At 47.0% G+C, this 18,551-nt stretch carries 21 protein-coding genes; 3 read left to right on the forward strand and 18 right to left on the reverse strand.

From position 1 onward, the window contains the following. Positions 1-15: 15 nt before the first annotated feature. Positions 16-1,374 carry a gluconate:H+ symporter gene (locus tag JUF10_RS02790; protein ID WP_203640729.1) on the forward strand — a complete coding sequence of 453 codons (1,359 nt, stop codon included), beginning with the start codon at positions 16-18 and terminating at the stop codon, positions 1,372-1,374. A 1,090-nt stretch (positions 1,375-2,464) separates the two neighbouring features. Continuing rightward, entirely contained in the window at positions 2,465-3,727 is a 1,263-nt protein-coding gene (locus tag JUF10_RS02795; RefSeq protein WP_236008158.1) for an APC family permease, read from the forward strand. A 192-nt stretch (positions 3,728-3,919) separates the two neighbouring features. On the opposite strand, the gene JUF10_RS02800 is transcribed toward JUF10_RS02795, so the two are convergent. The 7 genes from JUF10_RS02800 to JUF10_RS02830 all read right to left on the reverse strand — a co-directional run bounded on the left by JUF10_RS02800 (position 3,920) and on the right by JUF10_RS02830 (position 11,629). After that, positions 3,920-5,437: a gamma-glutamylcysteine synthetase gene (locus JUF10_RS02800; protein WP_203640731.1), complete on the reverse strand. Its 1,518-nt coding sequence runs from the start codon at positions 5,435-5,437 to the stop codon at positions 3,920-3,922. 326 nt (positions 5,438-5,763) lie between these two features. Next, on the reverse strand, positions 5,764-7,062 hold the full coding sequence (locus tag JUF10_RS02805; protein WP_203640732.1) for a pyrimidine-nucleoside phosphorylase: 1,299 nt from the start codon (positions 7,060-7,062) through the stop codon (positions 5,764-5,766). A 41-nt stretch (positions 7,063-7,103) separates the two neighbouring features. Next, positions 7,104-8,060 (reverse strand): DNA-binding transcriptional repressor DeoR, encoded by a 957-nt coding sequence (gene deoR / locus JUF10_RS02810; RefSeq protein WP_203640733.1) that lies wholly within the window; start codon positions 8,058-8,060, stop codon positions 7,104-7,106. 333 nt (positions 8,061-8,393) lie between these two features. Beyond that, positions 8,394-9,101: a purine-nucleoside phosphorylase gene (gene deoD, locus JUF10_RS02815; RefSeq protein ID WP_203640734.1), complete on the reverse strand. Its 708-nt coding sequence runs from the start codon at positions 9,099-9,101 to the stop codon at positions 8,394-8,396. 31 nt (positions 9,102-9,132) lie between these two features. Continuing rightward, a complete protein-coding gene (locus tag JUF10_RS02820) occupies positions 9,133-10,320 on the reverse strand; it encodes a phosphopentomutase (protein ID WP_203640735.1) in 1,188 nt (395 codons plus the stop codon). A gap of 30 nt (positions 10,321-10,350) precedes the next feature. Continuing rightward, a complete protein-coding gene (deoC, locus tag JUF10_RS02825; RefSeq protein ID WP_203640736.1) occupies positions 10,351-11,040 on the reverse strand; it encodes a deoxyribose-phosphate aldolase in 690 nt (229 codons plus the stop codon). 340 nt (positions 11,041-11,380) lie between these two features. Then, positions 11,381-11,629 carry a helix-turn-helix domain-containing protein gene (locus JUF10_RS02830; protein WP_236008144.1) on the reverse strand — a complete coding sequence of 83 codons (249 nt, stop codon included), beginning with the start codon at positions 11,627-11,629 and terminating at the stop codon, positions 11,381-11,383. 552 nt (positions 11,630-12,181) lie between these two features. Between JUF10_RS02830 and JUF10_RS02835 the strand changes: the two genes are divergently transcribed. Beyond that, positions 12,182-12,535: a helix-turn-helix domain-containing protein gene (locus JUF10_RS02835; protein ID WP_203640737.1), complete on the forward strand. Its 354-nt coding sequence runs from the start codon at positions 12,182-12,184 to the stop codon at positions 12,533-12,535. A 182-nt stretch (positions 12,536-12,717) separates the two neighbouring features. On the opposite strand, the gene eutJ is transcribed toward JUF10_RS02835, so the two are convergent. From eutJ to JUF10_RS02890, 11 genes are all read right to left on the reverse strand, one after another. Then, on the reverse strand, positions 12,718-13,569 hold the full coding sequence (gene eutJ, locus JUF10_RS02840; protein WP_203640738.1) for an ethanolamine utilization protein EutJ: 852 nt from the start codon (positions 13,567-13,569) through the stop codon (positions 12,718-12,720). A 24-nt stretch (positions 13,570-13,593) separates the two neighbouring features. Beyond that, complete coding sequence (locus JUF10_RS02845) at positions 13,594-14,136, reverse strand: NADPH-dependent FMN reductase (RefSeq protein ID WP_203640739.1); 543 nt, start codon at positions 14,134-14,136, stop codon at positions 13,594-13,596. Positions 14,137-14,245: 109 nt separating this feature from the next. Beyond that, positions 14,246-15,028, reverse strand: a complete 783-nt coding sequence (locus JUF10_RS02850; protein ID WP_203640740.1) for a tyrosine-protein phosphatase — start codon at positions 15,026-15,028, stop codon at positions 14,246-14,248. 116 nt (positions 15,029-15,144) lie between these two features. Continuing rightward, positions 15,145-15,489 carry a BMC domain-containing protein gene (locus JUF10_RS02855; protein WP_048735691.1) on the reverse strand — a complete coding sequence of 115 codons (345 nt, stop codon included), beginning with the start codon at positions 15,487-15,489 and terminating at the stop codon, positions 15,145-15,147. A 13-nt stretch (positions 15,490-15,502) separates the two neighbouring features. Next, entirely contained in the window at positions 15,503-15,739 is a 237-nt protein-coding gene (locus JUF10_RS02860) for a hypothetical protein (protein ID WP_203640741.1), read from the reverse strand. 4 nt (positions 15,740-15,743) lie between these two features. Beyond that, a complete protein-coding gene (locus JUF10_RS02865; protein ID WP_203640742.1) occupies positions 15,744-16,214 on the reverse strand; it encodes a GlcG/HbpS family heme-binding protein in 471 nt (156 codons plus the stop codon). Continuing rightward, entirely contained in the window at positions 16,207-16,794 is a 588-nt protein-coding gene (locus JUF10_RS02870; RefSeq protein WP_203640743.1) for a cob(I)yrinic acid a,c-diamide adenosyltransferase, read from the reverse strand. Before JUF10_RS02870 ends, JUF10_RS02865 begins: the two co-directional genes overlap by 8 nt. 26 nt (positions 16,795-16,820) lie before the next feature. Then, the gene (locus tag JUF10_RS02875; protein ID WP_505737543.1) at positions 16,821-17,096 is read right to left on the reverse strand and encodes a EutN/CcmL family microcompartment protein; all 276 of its coding nucleotides are present in this window, start codon (positions 17,094-17,096) and stop codon (positions 16,821-16,823) included. Next, complete coding sequence (gene pduM, locus JUF10_RS02880) at positions 17,078-17,581, reverse strand: PduM family microcompartment protein (RefSeq protein WP_203640745.1); 504 nt, start codon at positions 17,579-17,581, stop codon at positions 17,078-17,080. Before pduM ends, JUF10_RS02875 begins: the two co-directional genes overlap by 19 nt. Positions 17,582-17,617: 36 nt before the next feature. Next, complete coding sequence (locus JUF10_RS02885; RefSeq protein WP_203640746.1) at positions 17,618-17,908, reverse strand: BMC domain-containing protein; 291 nt, start codon at positions 17,906-17,908, stop codon at positions 17,618-17,620. A gap of 12 nt (positions 17,909-17,920) precedes the next feature. After that, complete coding sequence (locus JUF10_RS02890; protein WP_203640747.1) at positions 17,921-18,544, reverse strand: BMC domain-containing protein; 624 nt, start codon at positions 18,542-18,544, stop codon at positions 17,921-17,923. Between the last annotated feature and the right edge of the window lie 7 nt (positions 18,545-18,551).

Below are 18,551 nucleotides of genomic sequence, written 5' to 3' on the forward strand. Positions count from 1 at the left end.
AAGGGCTTACTTATAATGGAGCTTATAGCACTTTTAATCGGGGTCATCTTCTTATTGGTCCTCATCATCAAATTTAAGATCAATACTTTCGTTTCCCTGATTCTTACCTCTGTTCTGACAGCGATGCTGTTGGGAATGGACCTTACCAAAATTGCCACGACGATTGAGGCTGGGATTGGGAGCCAACTTGGCGAACTGTCCTTAGTCTTTGGATTTGGTGCCATGCTGGGTCGGTTAGTTGCCGATGCCGGTGGGGCCTACGTAATTGCCACGACGCTGATCGATAAATTCGGGAAACAACGACTGCAATTAGCCATTATGTTAGCATCATTTATTCTTGGGATTGCTTTGTTCTTCGAAGTTGGGATGGTTCTGTTGATCCCTATCGTCTTCGCCATTGCCGTTGAAGCCGAAGTGCCAATTCTCTACTTGGGGATTTCCATGGCGGCCGCTTTGTCCGTTACCCACGGTTTCTTACCACCTCACCCGGCCCCAGTTGCCATTGCGCAAGTCTTGGGCGCCAACGATGGTAAGGTTCTCTTGTTCGGTTTAGTCGTTGCGATTCCTGCAGCCATTGTTGCCGGGCCAATGTTCACCAAGCTTGCTCAAAAGTTTGCACCAGCTGCCTTTGAACGTAAAGGTAACTTATCTTCATTGGGTGAAGTTAAGACCTTCAAGCCTTCCGAAGCACCTAGCTTTGGCCTGTCCGTACTGACTTCCCTCTTCCCAGTTATCTTGATGGCCATCACGACCATCTACAAGATGACGGTCGACGGTGGGGCAACACCTACCAAGAACGCTTCGCTGTTGGATCAAATCGTTGCCTTGATTGGTGACCCAGCCATCGCGATGTTGATTTCACTGCTCGTTGCCATGTTTACCATGGGCTGGGGTCGGAACCGTAAGACCGCAGACATCATGGCAACCTTGGAAAACGCCGTTAAGTCAATCGCTATGCTGCTGTTAGTTATCGGTGGTGGTGGGGCCTTCAAGCAAGTCCTCATCGATGGTGGTGTTGGTAAAGAAGTTGCTAAACTCTTCATTGACTCCAACATGTCCCCACTGATCTTAGGGTGGTTAGTCGCCGTGGTTCTCCGTGTTGCTTTGGGTTCCGCAACCGTTTCTGCTTTGACTGCTGCCGGGATTGTGGCCCCACTGATGGCCCAATCCGGTGTTGACCCTGCTCTGATGGTTCTGGCCATTGGTGCTGGTTCCTTAGCCGCATCTCACGTGAACGATGCCGGGTTCTGGATGTTCAGAGAATACTTTGATTTAACTGTTAAGCAAACGTTGAGTATTTGGACGGTACTGGAAACCGTGATTTCCATCGTCGGGATACTGATCGTGCTGATTTTAAACATGGCATTCCATTAAATTCTAATTTCTGACAGATCAATTCGAGTTTATGAGGGTTGGGACAAAGGTCCTGACCCTTTTTTGGTGGTGTTAGTGATGGATTGACTAAAAATGGCCGCACTCCGGCTGCCAAGGATTACGCCTGCTGTGGGGACGCTTCAGCCTGGAAGAACACCAGTCTTCTCGCTCGTTTTGAAGCCACGTAAAACCCACGTGTCTTCAAAGACGCCCATGGTGTAGGTCGGAAAAGAATTCCGACCAACGCCATTACCACGGCTGGCTGCATCCCTGTCCTCCTCTGGCTCTGATAGTGCTCTACCATAACATGGGTTAGAACCATTGTCAGTCCGACATTAAACCGTTCCGCTTCAACTCGATAGATACGTATTGAACGTCCGCAATAAACTAGTTTAAATGAGAAGTCGGTCGCCTTCACTCGACAGATTGGTCTTAACTAGTCGACTAGTTATTGGGTAATCATCCCCTCTTATAGTGTTATCTATTTCTGACTTGAATTGGTAATTGGTCACCAATATCACACATAGCCATAATTACCAGCCGTATTTAAACGGTGAATTATCCGTTCTCTATGCAGTTAATCCCCGTGTGCGCCGTACCATCTCTGCAACCCAAGCGATATGGCCATCACCCCCACTAGTAGTACAAGTTGAAAATGTTTCCCATAACAATAATATCAGTGCAAACCAATCAAACTGCCAGAGACATCTTGAAAATTAACGCGCCCCTAATCTTTAACGCTCGGTCGCAGTAAAGCTCACCCTTAGCCGAAGGAGGCCAGAGATGGAGGTGGTGTTAACTGGCGTTTTCGGCCAGTTTACAGCACGTTCGACTTGAAGCCCGCTTCTCAGGCTGAAGCGTCCCACACAGCAAGCGTAATTCCTGGCAGACGCAGGCGAACAATTCTAGTCAATCTCGCACTGAACCAATCACCAAAATTTCTTAGTGAATTTTCACAAAGTCCTCCGCAAGACGTTTAGATTACGTGCTATAATGGTTGAATCAGTCATTTGAGAGCAGAGAGAGGAGTTTTACTTTGGCAAAGGAGTTACGCCGTGAAATCGGCACGTTTACCGCCCTAGCGACCGTGATGGGAACCGTTATCGGTGGTGGGGTATTCTTTAAAACGGCTAGTGTGGTGGCCGCCAACCACTCCGCTAACATGACCCTCGCCGCCTGGATCTTAGGTGGCCTCCTGACTATCTGTGCTGGTCTGACCAGTGCGGAGCTGGCGGCGGCTATTCCGCGGACCGGTGGCGCCATGCGGTACCTCGAGTACGCCTACGGCAAACCCGTGGGCTTTTTGATGGGCTGGGCACAAATGCTGGTCTACTACCCGGCCAACATTGCCGCGCTATCCATCATTTTTGGCGTGCAGTTCGTTGCCCTCTTCCATTTGGCAGCGGCTTGGCAGCTACCCGTGGCTATTCTGTGTGGCCTCAGTATTACCGGCCTCAACTTTCTGGGTGCCAAAGTCGGTGGAACCGTCCAGTCTATCGCCCTGATTTTTAAATTAATTCCCATCATCGTCATTGTCGTCTTTGGACTCTTCGCTCCGGCACAGACGACGATTCAGCTTTGGCCCATTAGCACTGGCGACCATATCGGTTGGGGCAGTGCCTTTTCCTCCAGCCTGTTGGCCACGATGTTCGCCTACGATGGCTGGATCAGCATTGGGAACATTGCTGGTGAAATGAAGCATCCGGAACGCGACCTACCACGAGCCATTATCTTAGGGTTGGCCCTGATCACCGTGGTCTACACGCTGATCAACCTGGTCTTCTTGAAGACTCTGCCGATCGACCTGATCGCGGGTAATCAAAATGCAGCGGCCGACGCCTCCATGAAGCTATTTGGCCAACTTGGCGGCAAACTGGTCACCATCGGGATTCTCATCTCCGTTTATGGTGCCATCAACGGCTATACGTTGACCGGGATGCGCGTGCCATTTGCCATGGCGGAAGAAGATAGCCTGCCATTCTCGAAATACTTTCGGCGGCTCTCCCGGCGGACCTATGTGCCCTACTTTGCGGGAAGCGTTCAGTTCGGCATTGCCCTGATCATGATGTTCATGGGCAACTTCGATGTTTTGACCGACATGCTGGTCTTCGTCATGTGGGTCTTCAACTGCCTCATCTTCCTGGCCGTGTTCAAATTGCGACGCAAGGAACCCGAACTCAATCGGCCTTACCAGGTTCCATGGTATCCCGTAATTCCGCTGATTGCACTGGTTGGTGGTATCTTCATTATCGTCACGACGTTGGTGACCGAAACGGGACTGGCCGTGACGGGCCTCGCCCTCACCGCGATTGGCTTGCCCATTTATTTCTGGCATCAAAAACGCACAAATTAAAAAAAACGGGTCTGGGACAAAAGTCCCAGACCCGTTTTGCGCTCCGAACGTATATGGCGGAAACATGCGACAAAAGGCAGTCAACTCCGCTTAACCCCGATAGACAAACAATCCAAAACCGGGATTATTCGTCTATCGACGTTAATGCTCATTGACTAACCGCCTTCTGTCTCACTCTCGATTTTTTAATTTCTAATAGTGTAAAGGTGCTGGCAACGGTGGCAAATCTGGGAACAACTGTCGTAACCGTTTGTCTGGATCAGCGACCTTGGTATCGCGGTCCTGTAAGACCTGAGTGACCCCATCAAAGGTGAACATCAACAGGTCCTCGCCATCCTCGTCACGAACCTGGAAGAAGCGAATCCCGTCTTGCATGGCAACCAACACGAAACGTTGCGCATGGTCACTCAACTGCTTGAGCCGCGGCAATAACTGGTCGGTACCTAATCGTTCGTGATACCAGCGCCGAGCAACCGCCTGACCATACGTCATCAGACTATCCTGCTCAACGTGTTCCATCAGCTTGGCAGCCGGCGTCAGTTCGGGGTGCATCAGGACTTCTTCGAGGTCATCGATGACACTCCACTGCTCCGTGTGTGCCTGAAGCTGGTCGGCCATCGCCCGCATTTCCTTGAAGACACGTTCACCGGCCGCCTGATACTGAGTCGGCGCCAGTGGATTCTCTAAGGCGACCGCCTGATTCTGATCACGGGCGGCATCTAAGGCGGCATTTAAATCGTCGGGAAGGTCACGTGTCAACAAATAAATCATGAAAATCTTCAGGAAATACAACGCGTGCCGACTGACCCCATTGGCGGTAAACGGCGTGTTGTCGAAGTCCCGCAACTCAAGATACTGGATACCACCGGTTAAGAAGTCGCGGGCATTCCCCTGTCCCTTGAGCCGCACCGGTCCATAAAATTCGTGGGCGGAGAAATAGGTGCCATTGTCGATCAAGTGTTGGAGCTGCGTGAGATGGGCTGGCAGTGAGGCGTACGTCACCTGCTCCTGCGGAAAGTTCACGAAACCATAGCGACTGTTGCGAATGCTTCGAACCGGCCGCTTCAACGCATCCGGCACCGTTTCAAAGAAGCCCTTTTCGGCGATGGGACTCGCCCCAAAGAGGTAGGTCAGCAGCCACTGATAGCGCACAAAGTTCTGGGTGATTCGGAAGTACAAGGCATTTTTAAACCCGACTAGCGACTCAAACTCTTTGGTATAGTGACTGTAAAGCCGATGAATCACGGGGTCCGGCAAACTATAATTAACGTGCACGCCGGTCAAACAACCATGTTGAATGCCGTATTTTTTCAGTAAATACTCCCGGTATGGCCGGATTGCTGGTCGATCAAAGTGTCCCGCCACAAATTTCAAATCGTCGGGATCCATCACTGGTGGCATGCTCAGCGGCCAGATGCGGTCGTCTCCTTCGAGCGACCGGTACACGACCGTTTGCAAGGTATCCAGTTGATCCAGTGTCCCGCCAATATTAGGATTGGGATCGGTAATGACTTCCAACTGCGTTTCAGTAAAGTCCGTTTGAAGATACGGGTGAAAGGTCCGTGACCCCAACTTACTTGGATGAGGTTGGCGACTCAACCGACCATGCTGGTCAATTCGCTGTTCTTCAATTTCAAGCCCCACGAGACTGTGATAAAGTTGTTCTGATAAGTTCTCTTCGCGAATAACCGCTAATAAATTGTCTAGCATGGCGGCAACATCCCCTGACCTTCAATATGTTTGACTTAACCTAAAGTGTAAACAAAAACAGGCGTTCTGTCACTGATATTGTCCGAATTTTTACAAAAAAAGTCACTTCTGACAAATTGGCGGCCACTGCGTTATTTCATCAGCACCGTCCCTAACTTACTGTGCCAATACTGAACGGCCTTAAATGGCTATTTAGTGACCTGACATCGACAATGTTTGGTAGGTTACAAGTACCGCCTCACTCTGCAGAAAAAACAACTCCCCCTGATCCATGAAGGACCGGGGGGAGTTGCTGCAGAATAGCTCAGTTACTATTTCATTACCGTCTAACGAACCGTCTCATGAATCAGCGTAAATGGTTCTGCTGATTCACTGATTTCGATGTTGTCGTATAAGCGCTTCTTGATGTCTTCAACGTCCTCACGGTTACTGTAGATGGTCAACAAGGTGTCGCCTTCCTTGACGGTGTCGCCAACCTTCTTGTTCATCATGATACCAACCGCGTAGTCGAGCTTGTCGTCAGCCTTTTGCCGGCCACCACCAAGCAACATGCTGGCGATACCCATTTCATCGGCTTCGACCTTGCTAACGACCCCACTAGCCTTGGCTGGCAATGGAATCTTGTACTTAGCTTGTGGCATGATTTCTGGATGGTCGATCACGCTACGGTCGCCGCCTTGAGCTTCAACCATGTCGCCGAACTTCTTCAATGCGGAGCCATCTTCAATGGTCTTTTCACACATTGCCCGCGCTTCATCCAAGGTCTTAGCCTTACCCGACATCACAACCATGTGTGAGCCTAACGTCAAGACCAGGTCGGTAATGTCGGCAGGTGCTTCGCCCTTCAACAGGTCGATGGATTCTTTGATTTCCAAAGCGTTCCCAATGGCGTTCCCCAGTGGCTGGTTCATGTCGGAAATGATGGCCATGCAGTCCATGCCAACACCCTTTCCGATACCAACTAAGGCCTTTGCCAATTCACGAGAATCATCCAAGGTCTTCATGAAGGCCCCGGCACCGGTCTTAACGTCGATAACCAAGGCATCGGTCCCGGAAGCAATCTTCTTACTCATGATGGAGCTGGCAATCAATGGAATTGAATCCACGGTGTCAGTCACGTCACGTAAGGCATAGATCTTCTTGTCGGCAGGCGCAATGTTCCCGGTAGCTCCAACGATGGCTAAGCCTTTGTCCTTAACTTGTTCAATAAAGGCGTCTTCGCTGATTTCAACTTGGTATCCTGGAATCGCTTCCAATTTATCCAACGTCCCACCAGTGTGACCTAAGCCCCGGCCAGAGATCATGGGTACTGGAATACCTAATGCGGCAACGATTGGTGCTAGTGGAATACTCGTCTTGTCCCCAACACCACCGGTTGAGTGCTTGTCGACCTTCATGCCAGGAATGCTGGACAGGTCCAAGTGGTCCCCGGACTTCATCATCGCCATGGTGAGCTCTGAACGTTCAGCGTCCGTCATGTCCTTGAAGTAAGTTGCCATCAGGAAAGCACTGGTTTGGTAATCAGGAATCTCACCGGAAACAACGCCGTCAACGAACGTTTGGATTTCTTCCTTAGTTAATTCGCCACCGTTACGTTTCTTATCAATAATATCAACCATTCTCATAATTAAGCCACTCCATTTCTAAGTCAGTTGCACCACCGGCTCTAGGCCGACGGTGTAAGCTTCAGTAGTTGTGTTGCTGCATGTTGATCGATGATGAGGCAGTTCGGGTAGCCCCCGAGCAAGGCCGCTTTTATTGCGGGAACCTTGGCATCGCCGGCTGCCACTAAAATTGAATGTTCCTTTTCACGTAAACTATCGAGATTAATGCCAATTGTCCGTTGATTCAACTGCTGATCGACGATTTCACCATTTTCGTCTATGTAGCGGGAGAAAATATCCCCCACGGCATGATCCTGGAGAAACTGCTTTTCTTGTTCTTGCAGGTAGCCTAGCTGAAAAACCAACGCGGTATTGCGCACGGTACCAACCGAATAGATCGCAATGTTGGCCCGTTCACCCAACTTCAGGAGGTACTGGATGTGCCGTTCAGCTTCCACCAATTCCTTAGTTTGTTGGTGGTCAAAGATGACCGGCAATGGCAAGTACTGGGGCACCGCGTGAAAGGCATTGGCAAAGGCGTCGATGCTTTCGTACGCGTACGTGTGCTCCGTGGAATAACTCACGCTCCCTTTGAGTTGAATCACCTCGATGCCCGTTAGCGTGTCTGGTTGTAAATTGGACCCAATGGCGTAAATGGTCTTGCCCCAGCCAATCCCGATAACATCGTGTTCCGTCACAATGTCTTCCAGATAGCGGGCAGCGTATTGACCGACCGCGTTGAGCAGCTCACCGGCTGTCGTTAACTGCGTCGGGACCACGTGCACCTCAATGTGATACGCTCGTTTCAAGGCTTGCTCCAGCGTCTGGACGTCTTGAACGGGGTCGACGATTTGAATCCGTACCAGACCCTGTTCCCGTGCAAACTGGAGCAACCGCGAAACGGTTGGTCGTGATATTCCTAGCTTCTGGGCAATCTGGCTTTGACTCTGGTCGCCCTGATAATACATCTTAGCGACGGTCAGTCCTTGTGCCAACCGTTGTTCCGTCGTCTCTGCCACGTCCTTGCCCCCTCTAATTGATTTTCTAAAACCTTCCGCCTTACCGGTCGGTAAATATGGGCTGGAACGGTGCGGGCACAACTTGATGCCTCGAAGAAACCGAGTCTCCAAGCTTGGCCTTCTGCTACACCAGCGGGAAAACCACCCGTTGGCCCAGCAGAACGATGCGCCTGATCCCATATTTACCGACCTCACGGCTCTGATTGTAGGTCTATGACATTTAAAGTTATCTCTCTACCTAATCTGTAGAAGAAACCCGCCACAAATACTAATCCTGCCAACAATAGCTAAAGCGGCGGGTGCAGCCATAATTGTCCGCACCCGCCAGGTTAGTTATGCTTTAACGGCTGTGTCTAAGGCAACCTTGATCATATCGTTAAATGACTTTTCCCGTTCTTCAGGAGTAGTAGATTCACCAGTAATCAAATGGTTACTAATGGTCAACACGGACAGTGCCCGCACATGGTACTTCGCTGCTAACATGAAGAGCGCTGCGGATTCCATTTCGGTAGCGATAACACCGTAATCGATCAGCTTTTGCCGGTCCATTTCGTCGTTGTAGAACCGGTCTTCGGCCAAGATGTTACCGACTTGTACCGGAATCTTCAGGTCCTGGGCAACGTGGTAAGCGGTGTCTAGCAGACCGAAATCACTGATTGGTGCGTAGTAGATGCCGCCACCAAACGTGTTGTGAATGATGGCAGAATCCGTGGTAGCTGCTTGCGCCAAGACCACGTCGCGAACATGGACATCAGGACTCATCCCACCAGAAGTGCCGACCCGGAATAAGGTTTTTACGCCGTAGTCATTGATCAACTCGTTGGTGTAGATGGAGATTGAAGGAATCCCCATCCCGGTCCCCTGAACGGAGATCCGCTTGCCCTTGTAAGTCCCGGTATAGCCGAAGCAATTCCGCACCTTGTTGTAGCAAACAGGATTTTCCAGGAAGGTTTCCGCAATGTATTTCGCCCGCAATGGGTCTCCTGGCATCAAAACAGTATCAGCAATGTCGCCCATTTTCGCTTCGATATGGTTACTCATGATTAGTTCCTCCTAAAATGGTTGTGGTTAACTATTTCAAGTCTGCTAAGAAACTGTGGCCTTCACCGTTACCAGCCACGCCAAAGTTATCTAAGACGGTTGCCCCGAAATCAGCAAATGGAGAACGAACGCCTAAGCTCCCACCTTGCTTAAAGCTTGGTGAGTAAACCAGTAATGGCACCTGTTCACGCGTGTGGTCTGAACCCGTAAATGTTGGGTCATTCCCATGGTCGGCGGTAATCATCAAGAGGTCATCGTCGTTCATGTTGTCCAATACGGTGCCGAGCCGTTTATCAAAGTCCATCAGGGCGTTCCCAAAGCCTTCTGGGTTCCGCCGGTGACCGTACATGGCATCGAAATCAACTAAGTTAATGAAGCAAAAGCCAGTAAAGTCTTCCGTCATGACGTGGTCGACGTGGTCCATTCCATCCATGTTGCTTTCGTTGTGGTAGCCTTCGTCGATTCCATGGCCAGAGAAGATATCGTTGATCTTCCCAACACCAACGACGTGAACGCCAGCTGCTTGTAAACGATCCATATCGGTTTCAGCAGTTGGCTCCAACGTGAAGTCCCGCCGGTTAGCCGTCCGGGTAAAGTGATCGGCATCTGGTCCAACATAGGGACGAGCGATGATCCGGCCAACTAAGTATTCTGGACCATTAACTAATGAACGCGCGTACTCACAGATCTTGTAGAGTTCGTCGAGCGGGATAATATCTTCGTGCGCCGCAATCTGGATAACGGAGTCGCCAGAGGTATAGACGATCAAATCGCCCTTCTCCATCTGTTGTTCCCCAAGTTCAGCAATAATCTTGGTCCCAGATTCTGGACGGTTACCGATGACCTTCCGACCGGAAAACGCTTCCAATTTATCGATGATGTCTTGGGGGAACCCATTAGGGAACGTGCTCAAAGCCTTGCGAACCGGCAAGCCCATCATTTCCCAGTGACCATCCATCGAATCCTTACCTGCAGAAATCTCACGCATCTTACCATAGTACGCGTGAGGATCGTCGGCTACGGGAACTCCTTCGATAGGCGTGTCCCGCAGGTTAGATAACCCAATTTTAGCTAAGTTAGGCAGTGCCAGCTTACCAGCGAAATGGTGACCAACGTGGCCCAAAGTGTCGGAACCTTCATCGCCATACTTGGCGGCGTCGGGTGCAGCACCTGCACCGACTGAATCCATAACTAAACCAAAAACTCGTTTGAACTTCATACCTGTATCCCCGCTTTCACAAATTAAATTCTAATAACCAGCCTTAGCACTTGCAGCGTCACCCGTTAAGATAGCCACCGTCGCACTAACACCTAAACGACTGGCACCGGCATCGATCATGGCCAATGCTTCTTCGCGACTGTGGATCCCACCTGAGGCCTTAACGCCTAAACGGTCGCCGACAGTTTCGCGCATCAATTTAACATCTTCTAGTTTGGCACCAGCAGTGGAGAACCCAGTGGACGTCTTAACAAAGTCGGCACCGGCCTTTTCACTTAATTGGCAACCAAGAACGATTTCTTCTTTAGTTAATAAGCAAGTTTCAAGAATAACTTTGAGCAACTTACCTTTAGCATGAACGGCGGTTGCTAATGCCTTAATGTCGGCTTCAACAACATCATTGTTACCAGACTTCAATTCACCAACGTTGATCACCATGTCGATTTCTTCGGCACCATCGTCGATCGCCTTTTGCGCTTCGAAAACCTCACTAGCGGTTGCCATTGCCCCTAGTGGGAAGCCAACAACGGCGATTGGATTAACAGTTGTGCCTTTTAATTGCTCAGCAACGAACGGAATCCAGTAAGAGTTCACACAGACTGAAGCCGTGTTAAATTTTGCAGCTTCGTCACAAGTTTGCTTAATGCTTGCTTCGGTAGCATCTGCCTTTAAATTAGTGTGGTCCATGTATTTAGCGAGTTGTTCAGTAGTTAATGTCATTGTATGAAACCCCTTTCATTTATCATCAATAGCATACCGGATTCGTGCACAATTGTAAAGCCTTTTTATGCACTTCCGTTCAGCAACCCCCTGAATTGTGTGATACCGCACAAATAGTTTATAGCTTTTTAGGTTTATCGTTTTACTAACAACAATCCTACAACCACAACGTTTCTCCGAGTTTGGGGATGCCCAACTAGTTCACCCGATTGACCCTAAACCTACTCGATTTGTTTAGCAAAAATTTTTCAAAAAAAATATCGCCTTGGAGCTGCTCCTCGGCGACGGTGATCCTAATTCTGTTTTTGTAACCGGATCAGCCCGGTCCCCCCTAGAACGCCTATTTAGTTCCTAGCAGCCCGTTCGCGCAAAGAACGAATAAAATCGTTTTTCTTGCCAAAAAAAGGACAGCCTTTGGAATTTGATAGAGTTGAGATAGGCGTTCGATGGTGGCTAAACCTAAGTTGGAGCTATCACGTTCCCAGGATGCCAACGTTTGATAGTGAATTCCCAAACGTGCCGCAGCCTCTTTTTGCGAGTAACCCGCATTGTGGCGAGCGGCGTCAAGTGTAATCTGCACTTTCTCCATCACGCACACCTCCTTACAAACACTTTTGTATATTAAGCGAGTTTATTCGTTTTGTCAATTACTTTCAGCAGTTAATCAACTAAATAAGTTTGCTTGCGCGCAATCTATTCGTTATAATGACGACAGCGGATTATTTCCCAGTCTGGAAAATGCGGTTTCCGGGTCACATAAATGACAACTCATCGTTCACGACCGGTCTTGCGAACACCTCCGTCGTAGCAGTTAACCCAAGGAGCACTATCTACGCACTGGCCGTAAGCAATTTGCTGTTATGTTACCCATTTATATGTTTTACTTGACCAAACTAAAGGTTCAAAAGTTTTAGCTACTCTTGTTTAAGGCCAATTTCTTGTTGGTCATGGGATCAGTCAGCCACTTGGCCGTGGTTAAAATTGACGCACACTGTCGCCAAATCTGTGCCGTTTGTTAGCCAACTATCCGAACTGAAGTTAGTCTTTTATTCTATACAAACGACTGGCTTTGCGCAGATCTAGTTTCCAAAAGTAGCGAGTAACCTTTAGACCCATACTTATACGTAAAGGAGTGAGTGCGATGCCCCGCCATGAATTGTCTTCATTCGAAAAAAATATTCGACGACTTATTGCTCAAAATTTAAAAACGGCCTCACGGGGCATGACCCAAGGCGACCTTGCCGCCAAAACTGGCATTCCCTCCTCGACACTTTCGGGATATTTCGCACAACGATCAACCCCCAGCCCAGAGAACGTACAGTTGCTTGCCGACGTCCTCGGTGTACATAAATCGGCTATCGATCCACGCTTCAGCGACACCCTGTTCACGCAGGATGCAGCGTTCGATGTCGCTTATCTACAACTGACGCCCAGTCGACAATTAGCCGTCCGCCTCTTCGCTCAGGAACAGCTTAAACAACAGAATCAGGACTGACAAAAAGTAGTAACGCGGTGACCGATGGGGTCGTGGCGTTACTACTTTTTCATTCGATTCATAATTACTTTTTCTGCCTATAAAACCCGGTTTAAAGGTAAACTAACCCTATCTGGGAAAACTACCTGCCTTAACTTACACCGTCGTTATCGACCCATTAAGTGGTCTTTTACGGCAAACAATTATGCTTCATGATCGTACATTGCAATTCCAATCGGTGTCACAAACTGGGGAAAGTCTGGCTTGTAGGCTGGCGTACCCAATGCTTTACTAAATGTATCAATAAAGTCCTTAAAGTTGATGGCTCCACCAACGACGATTACTGGATTCTGCGGAGACCCCTTGGTAACATCACTGGTGATAGCTGCCATCTTCTCAACCACTGGCCGGATTAATGCAAACACATCGTCTTCTTGAACTGGATCCCGTTTTGCCTGTTCAGCCTTATCCATATCCCAGCCATTATGTCCAGCTACTACAAGTGACATATGAAATCCGCCAGTGGCTTCATCACTGACCTGCATCAATTTTTTATTCTTAAAAACACTAACTCCAGTGGTTCCCCCACCGATGTCTACGACTGTTCCGCTTGTCACCCGTAAAAACTTCGCGGCAGCAGTTGGTTCATCAACTACTTCTCGACAAACGAATCCAGCCGATTCAATCACATTTGCTACAATCTTAGCGCTGCCAGCCCCCGTTCCAGGTGGAATTGCACCACAAGCAGTAGTTAGAGATACTCCCAAAATAGTCTCTGCTTGTTTCTTTAATCGACTTAAGATATGGACAGAATCCATAAAATTCACAACTAAGCCATCTCGGACAGCGTGATCGTATTCAAAGTTACCGTAAATAACTTGGTTGTCTTCATCCAAGACAACCATCACAATACTCGAAGTCCCTAAGTCAACTCCCACACGTAGGGACTCATCCTTACCGACCGGACGAACTGCCTTATCACTGTTCACCACCTGGGCAAACTGTTGGAGTTGCTGATTTGCCTGTGTCAATAATTTCCGATTACGCTGAACCATCCGTGTCACCTCATCTTAATCTATCTAATTATTTTGTAGTTCTATCATATCGACAAAGTTTTTTATCGCTTCATTTAGTTCCTTTGACACTTGCTGATTAAGTAATCTATCCTGATCATCAAATGATTCTTGAACTTTACCAATGGTGATAAAATCATTTCTAACATTCATTCCCATATAACGTAGCAACTGCTGAATGTGGGCATTTGCATTGGCTCCCCCACGTTCACCAGAAGAATCGGTAATAACCAAAGCTGGTTTATGAACAATATGCGATGGTGGTAACGGCACTGATAACACATCAAGCGCATTTTTTAGTCCACCAGGGATAGAAAAATTATACTCTGGTGTCACAAAAACTAGAGCATCCATATGATCAATTACACTGCGGAAAATTTGCCATTCCAAAATCGGCGTTTGCTCTAAATCTGGATTATAAAGCGGTAAAATTTCATAATTCACTTGAACAAATTTTGCCGATAATTGTATCTTCATCAAATGATTCGCAATTTTTTGACTATAAGATTTTTGACTAAGACTCCCAACCAATATGCCAATATTAGTCATCAGTGCCACTTCCTTAGTAGTTGTCTAGCTGGTGCTTGTGCTCTTCTATGTACGCAGTCTTACTTCTGTTAGCAAAACTGCTCTTAATATCGATACGGTCCTTCATATCTTACTCTAAAAAAAGTTCTTTGAGTTTAGTCAGGTCACCTTCACTGAGTTTCAGCTGGCCTTGACAATACGGTCTAATCCCGCCGTACTCATTGTTGATAACTGAAAGCATCTGTTCAAAGTATTCTTCTCGAACAATGGACAAGTCAAAAATCGATTGCAGATAAGCCAAATTGTCACTTACTAGTTTAGCACCATTGAGTCGGTTATTGATTCTCACTGCAGAAACCCAATTACTATTTAGGTAATCCGCTTTAACCACTTCGTCAGAAATACCCAGTACCATTAAAATCAGCGCTGTTAATACCCCTGTTCGATCCTTACCAGAAGAACAGTGGAAAAGGATTCCTCCGGGAGTAGCACTGAGTAATGACTTGAAGAACCGGTGATAAGCTTGCTGTGCCTCGGTACTGACGACTAATTGTCGATAACTACGCATCATCAGCTGAAATCCAGCTTTTTTGTCGTTTAATTGGCTAGCCAAATTTCTCAGATTTGCTGTACTTTCCGTCAAATCCTGCCTAGAAACTGAAATTCGTAAATAACGTGCGATTCCGCCCAGATGATCCGGATACCTCATAACTTCCATTGGTGATCTCAAATCAATAACACTACGCACGCCATAATCATGCAGTACCTTTTGGTCTGCACTATCTAAATCGGACAAATAACCTGCACGAATTAATTGATGCCGCTTAATTGTCAATCCATTTGAGGCTTGATATCCACCTAAATCACGGCAATTGAAGCCATTATTCAACTTAATCTCTTGCGCAACTTGCATGGATATTCCCCCCTTAGACACTGCTCACTGCCACATATTACTAACTCCACCCACGTCAATTAGTAGATTCAATAAGAAAAGAGCCGCGGCCTAACGCTGTGGCCCTTTTCTCTTATTTAAGTTCTCGTAATCTTTGGAATGTCGAAGCCTAGAAGCTCATGCAGCTTCGTGATGACCTCTTTCAAGGCAGATTCAACCTCTGAGACTTCACCAACAATAACTACCGAGCCGCTAAATCGATCGATAAATCCAAGCGTCACATTACTAGATTTAGTGGCAATATCTCCAGCAATAATTGCCGCTTCACTAGGTGTAATCGTTAAAATTCCCAGTGCATTTTTCGGTGTCTGGATACCTAATTTTTCATAAATATCAGGAGTGGGGTTAGCAACAATGTGTGCCAACGTCACTTGCTTACCGGGCACGTACTCCTGGATTGTTCGTTCAATATCACGACCCATAGAACATCCCTCGCTAACCGATACTATTCTCTACATCCTGCTTAATACCCTCTAATAAAGGAGAGTTATCCACATCGGCAGACTCACCTTTAATCTTCTCCAGTACTGAATCACGCAAGTCTCTCAGCAGTGGTGATGTATTGCTATCATCTAGATTGGCTCTAGTCCCACCAGATTGCTGGTTCGTGCTACGGCCAGCTTCTTGTGCAATAATGTCACGGATAAGCGCTTCCATTTTTCCTTGATCCATAATCCTAATCACTCTCCTTCTCAAAAGTATCAACAGCCACTTCACAAATAGCCTGATCTTGCTTAACAGCCCCACCGCTAACACCAATGGCGCCAATGACTTCGCCATTAATCTCTAAAGGGATTCCACCACCAAAGGAAGTCAGCTGACCGCCCATCATGGTTTCAATCTGGTACAGTTCAGCTCCTGGTTGAACCTGCTCGGATATCTCAATTGTTGGTTGTTTCATTGCTAACGCAGACCAGGCTTTCTTAGGTGCCAGCGTACTACTTACTAAGTTCGCATTCGGCATATGATAACTCATCTGAAGCACTTGATCATTACGCATAATAGCAATAGTAACACCAATATTGAATTCATCCGCACGTTGTACAGCGGCTTCGATGACCTTCTCCATCTTACTCAAAGAGAAGTGATTCGTCTGTTGCTTCGCAATTACCTGTTTAATCACACTGCTTAATTGATCTTCATTCATCTTTACGACCGTCCTCAATTTTTGAATAGACTTTAATGACCTTCTCAGTAACATCGTCAATTAAATCCTCATAGTCTTCAGACCGGGCCATGATATAGAGAAAGTCTGAGAGCCGATTGACGTATCTTTCCAACTCCGGACGAAATTCAATACTTTTAGACAGTTTGACAAACGATCTTTCAGCCCGCCGACAAATGGTTCGACAAACATGGAGCTGGGCACCAGCTTTACTCGACCCAGGCAAAATAAAACTATGGATGGTTGGCAATGACTGAGTATAGTCATCAATGACCTTTTCCAGTGCATGCGTATCATCATCGGTGATGAATTGACTCTGCTTTAAGAACTTTTCTGTGTCTTTGGTGGCGATTTCGCCTTGAAGGTAAAACATGCGGTATTCAACAGTCTGCAAAATTTTTTTATTCTTTTCGCTCTTACAGAACTTATCTGCCAGACTGATATTCGCATTCAGTTCATCAAACGTTCCGTATGTTTCTACACGAATAGAATCCTTTTCAACTCGCAAACCATCAAATAGACTCGTTTTACCTTTGTCACCGCCTTTAGTGTAGATAGCCACTAAGACTCACCCCTTAACATCAAATTCTATTTGTCAAAGCGATCAATGATACCAACGATTGTACAGTCATTAACATCCGCAGCATCCCGTTGAGAATCACCATCTGCCCTGCGAGCACCTGCACCTCTAGTGACCAATACATTATCACCAATACCAGCGTTGACTGTGTCGGAAGCAACTTGTTCAAACCGAATCTCTTTTTGTTCCGAATCAATTGGACGAACAATCATTAACTTTTTGCCAACTAATGACGGGTCTTTTTGGGTAGATACAACACTACCAATTACTCTAGCCATATACAATTTTCTTCAGTCCTAATCTTTATTTTAATATTCTTCTTATCACAAATTTCTAATCCCTCATCAGTCAGAGCTTGTCCGGCAGTCTTAATCAGGATTGCATTGTCTGGTAAAGCAGCGACTTCTCTTCTAGAAATAATTTTGTGATAACTTCCTACAATAAGCGAATTACGACCAACGATAAATTTGATTGGCCAGTCTAAGACCATTGCTCGAGGAATAAAATTAATGACATGTGCGTTAACTTTCAGATAGAAGCAGACACCATAATTAATGCCATTTAAGACCCATAACACCGAGGCATTGTCCGTTTTTAGCGAATAGAGATCCTTGATGAACTGGATGGAAACATTGTCTAAAATAACACTACCATAGTCAACAAACACCTGCTTATCCTGTGGAGATGGCAACTCATTAAGGGAAAGAACTGTATTCGCAGTTTGTCTCTCCTTTAATTTCTTAATAACTTTTTGAACTAAGTCATCCATCAGCACACCTCCAGCCCATTAAATATAATTAGATTGTTATTCTGCAGGGATGTCTGCAACAACCGGTAAGATATTTTCAACCTCACTATGTGGACGAGGGATGACGTATGATGAAACTACCTCACCAACAGATTGAGCCGCTTGAAGTCCTGCATCAACAGCAGCCTTTACAGCACCAACATCGCCACGAATCATAACAGTAACTAAGCCAGCACCAATTTTTTCTTGGCCAGTCAATTGAACGTTAGCTGCTTTGACCATGGCATCTGCAGCTTCAATCGAAGGTACTAATCCTCTAGTTTCAATCATTCCCAAAGCATTATTCATTTGTTCTTCCTCCTAATTCTTCTTGGGTTTATCCTTTTTATTCAGTTCAACTTTATGCTCCAGCTCATTATAGTGAATACACTTGTTATGTGGTTCACCCAACTTACGAGGGCATTTTGGATCGCCACACAGGTTACAAGTGGGCCGATCACTAGGTTGATCATCGCCAGACTCACCAGTTGCTTGCGTCTTCGGACTATCATCCGTACTAATTCTCGCTGTCTTCGCTTGGGGGTCAACATTCACCTTTTGCACTGCATTTTGAGTCTTCATAACATGGTGCTCAGGATGTGGTCCAAACATGGCTGACTCCTTCATCGAGCCATCCGGATTATACTTTTCAGGATTAAAGCCCTGTGGTGCCACATCACTGGCCCCCGAACTTCCTAATTTATTCAATCCATCAGCAGGACTACCAATCACCAGACCAGCAATGTATTCCTTGGGCAAAGTCTGCTTGACAGTTTCAACAGCAACGTTCAACGCAGCTATGTCACCCGTAAACTCTAGTGTAATCCAACCATTTTCAGCATTACGAATTCTACTAAGTTTAACGTCGCTTGTTTTTAACATGCGATCAGCGGCAACAGTTGCGCTGGACAGTCCGTTACATTCTACATATCCTAACGCTTCCATAATTTTA

The organism is Levilactobacillus andaensis (assembly GCF_016861695.1).
Classification (GTDB): domain Bacteria; phylum Bacillota; class Bacilli; order Lactobacillales; family Lactobacillaceae; genus Levilactobacillus; species Levilactobacillus andaensis.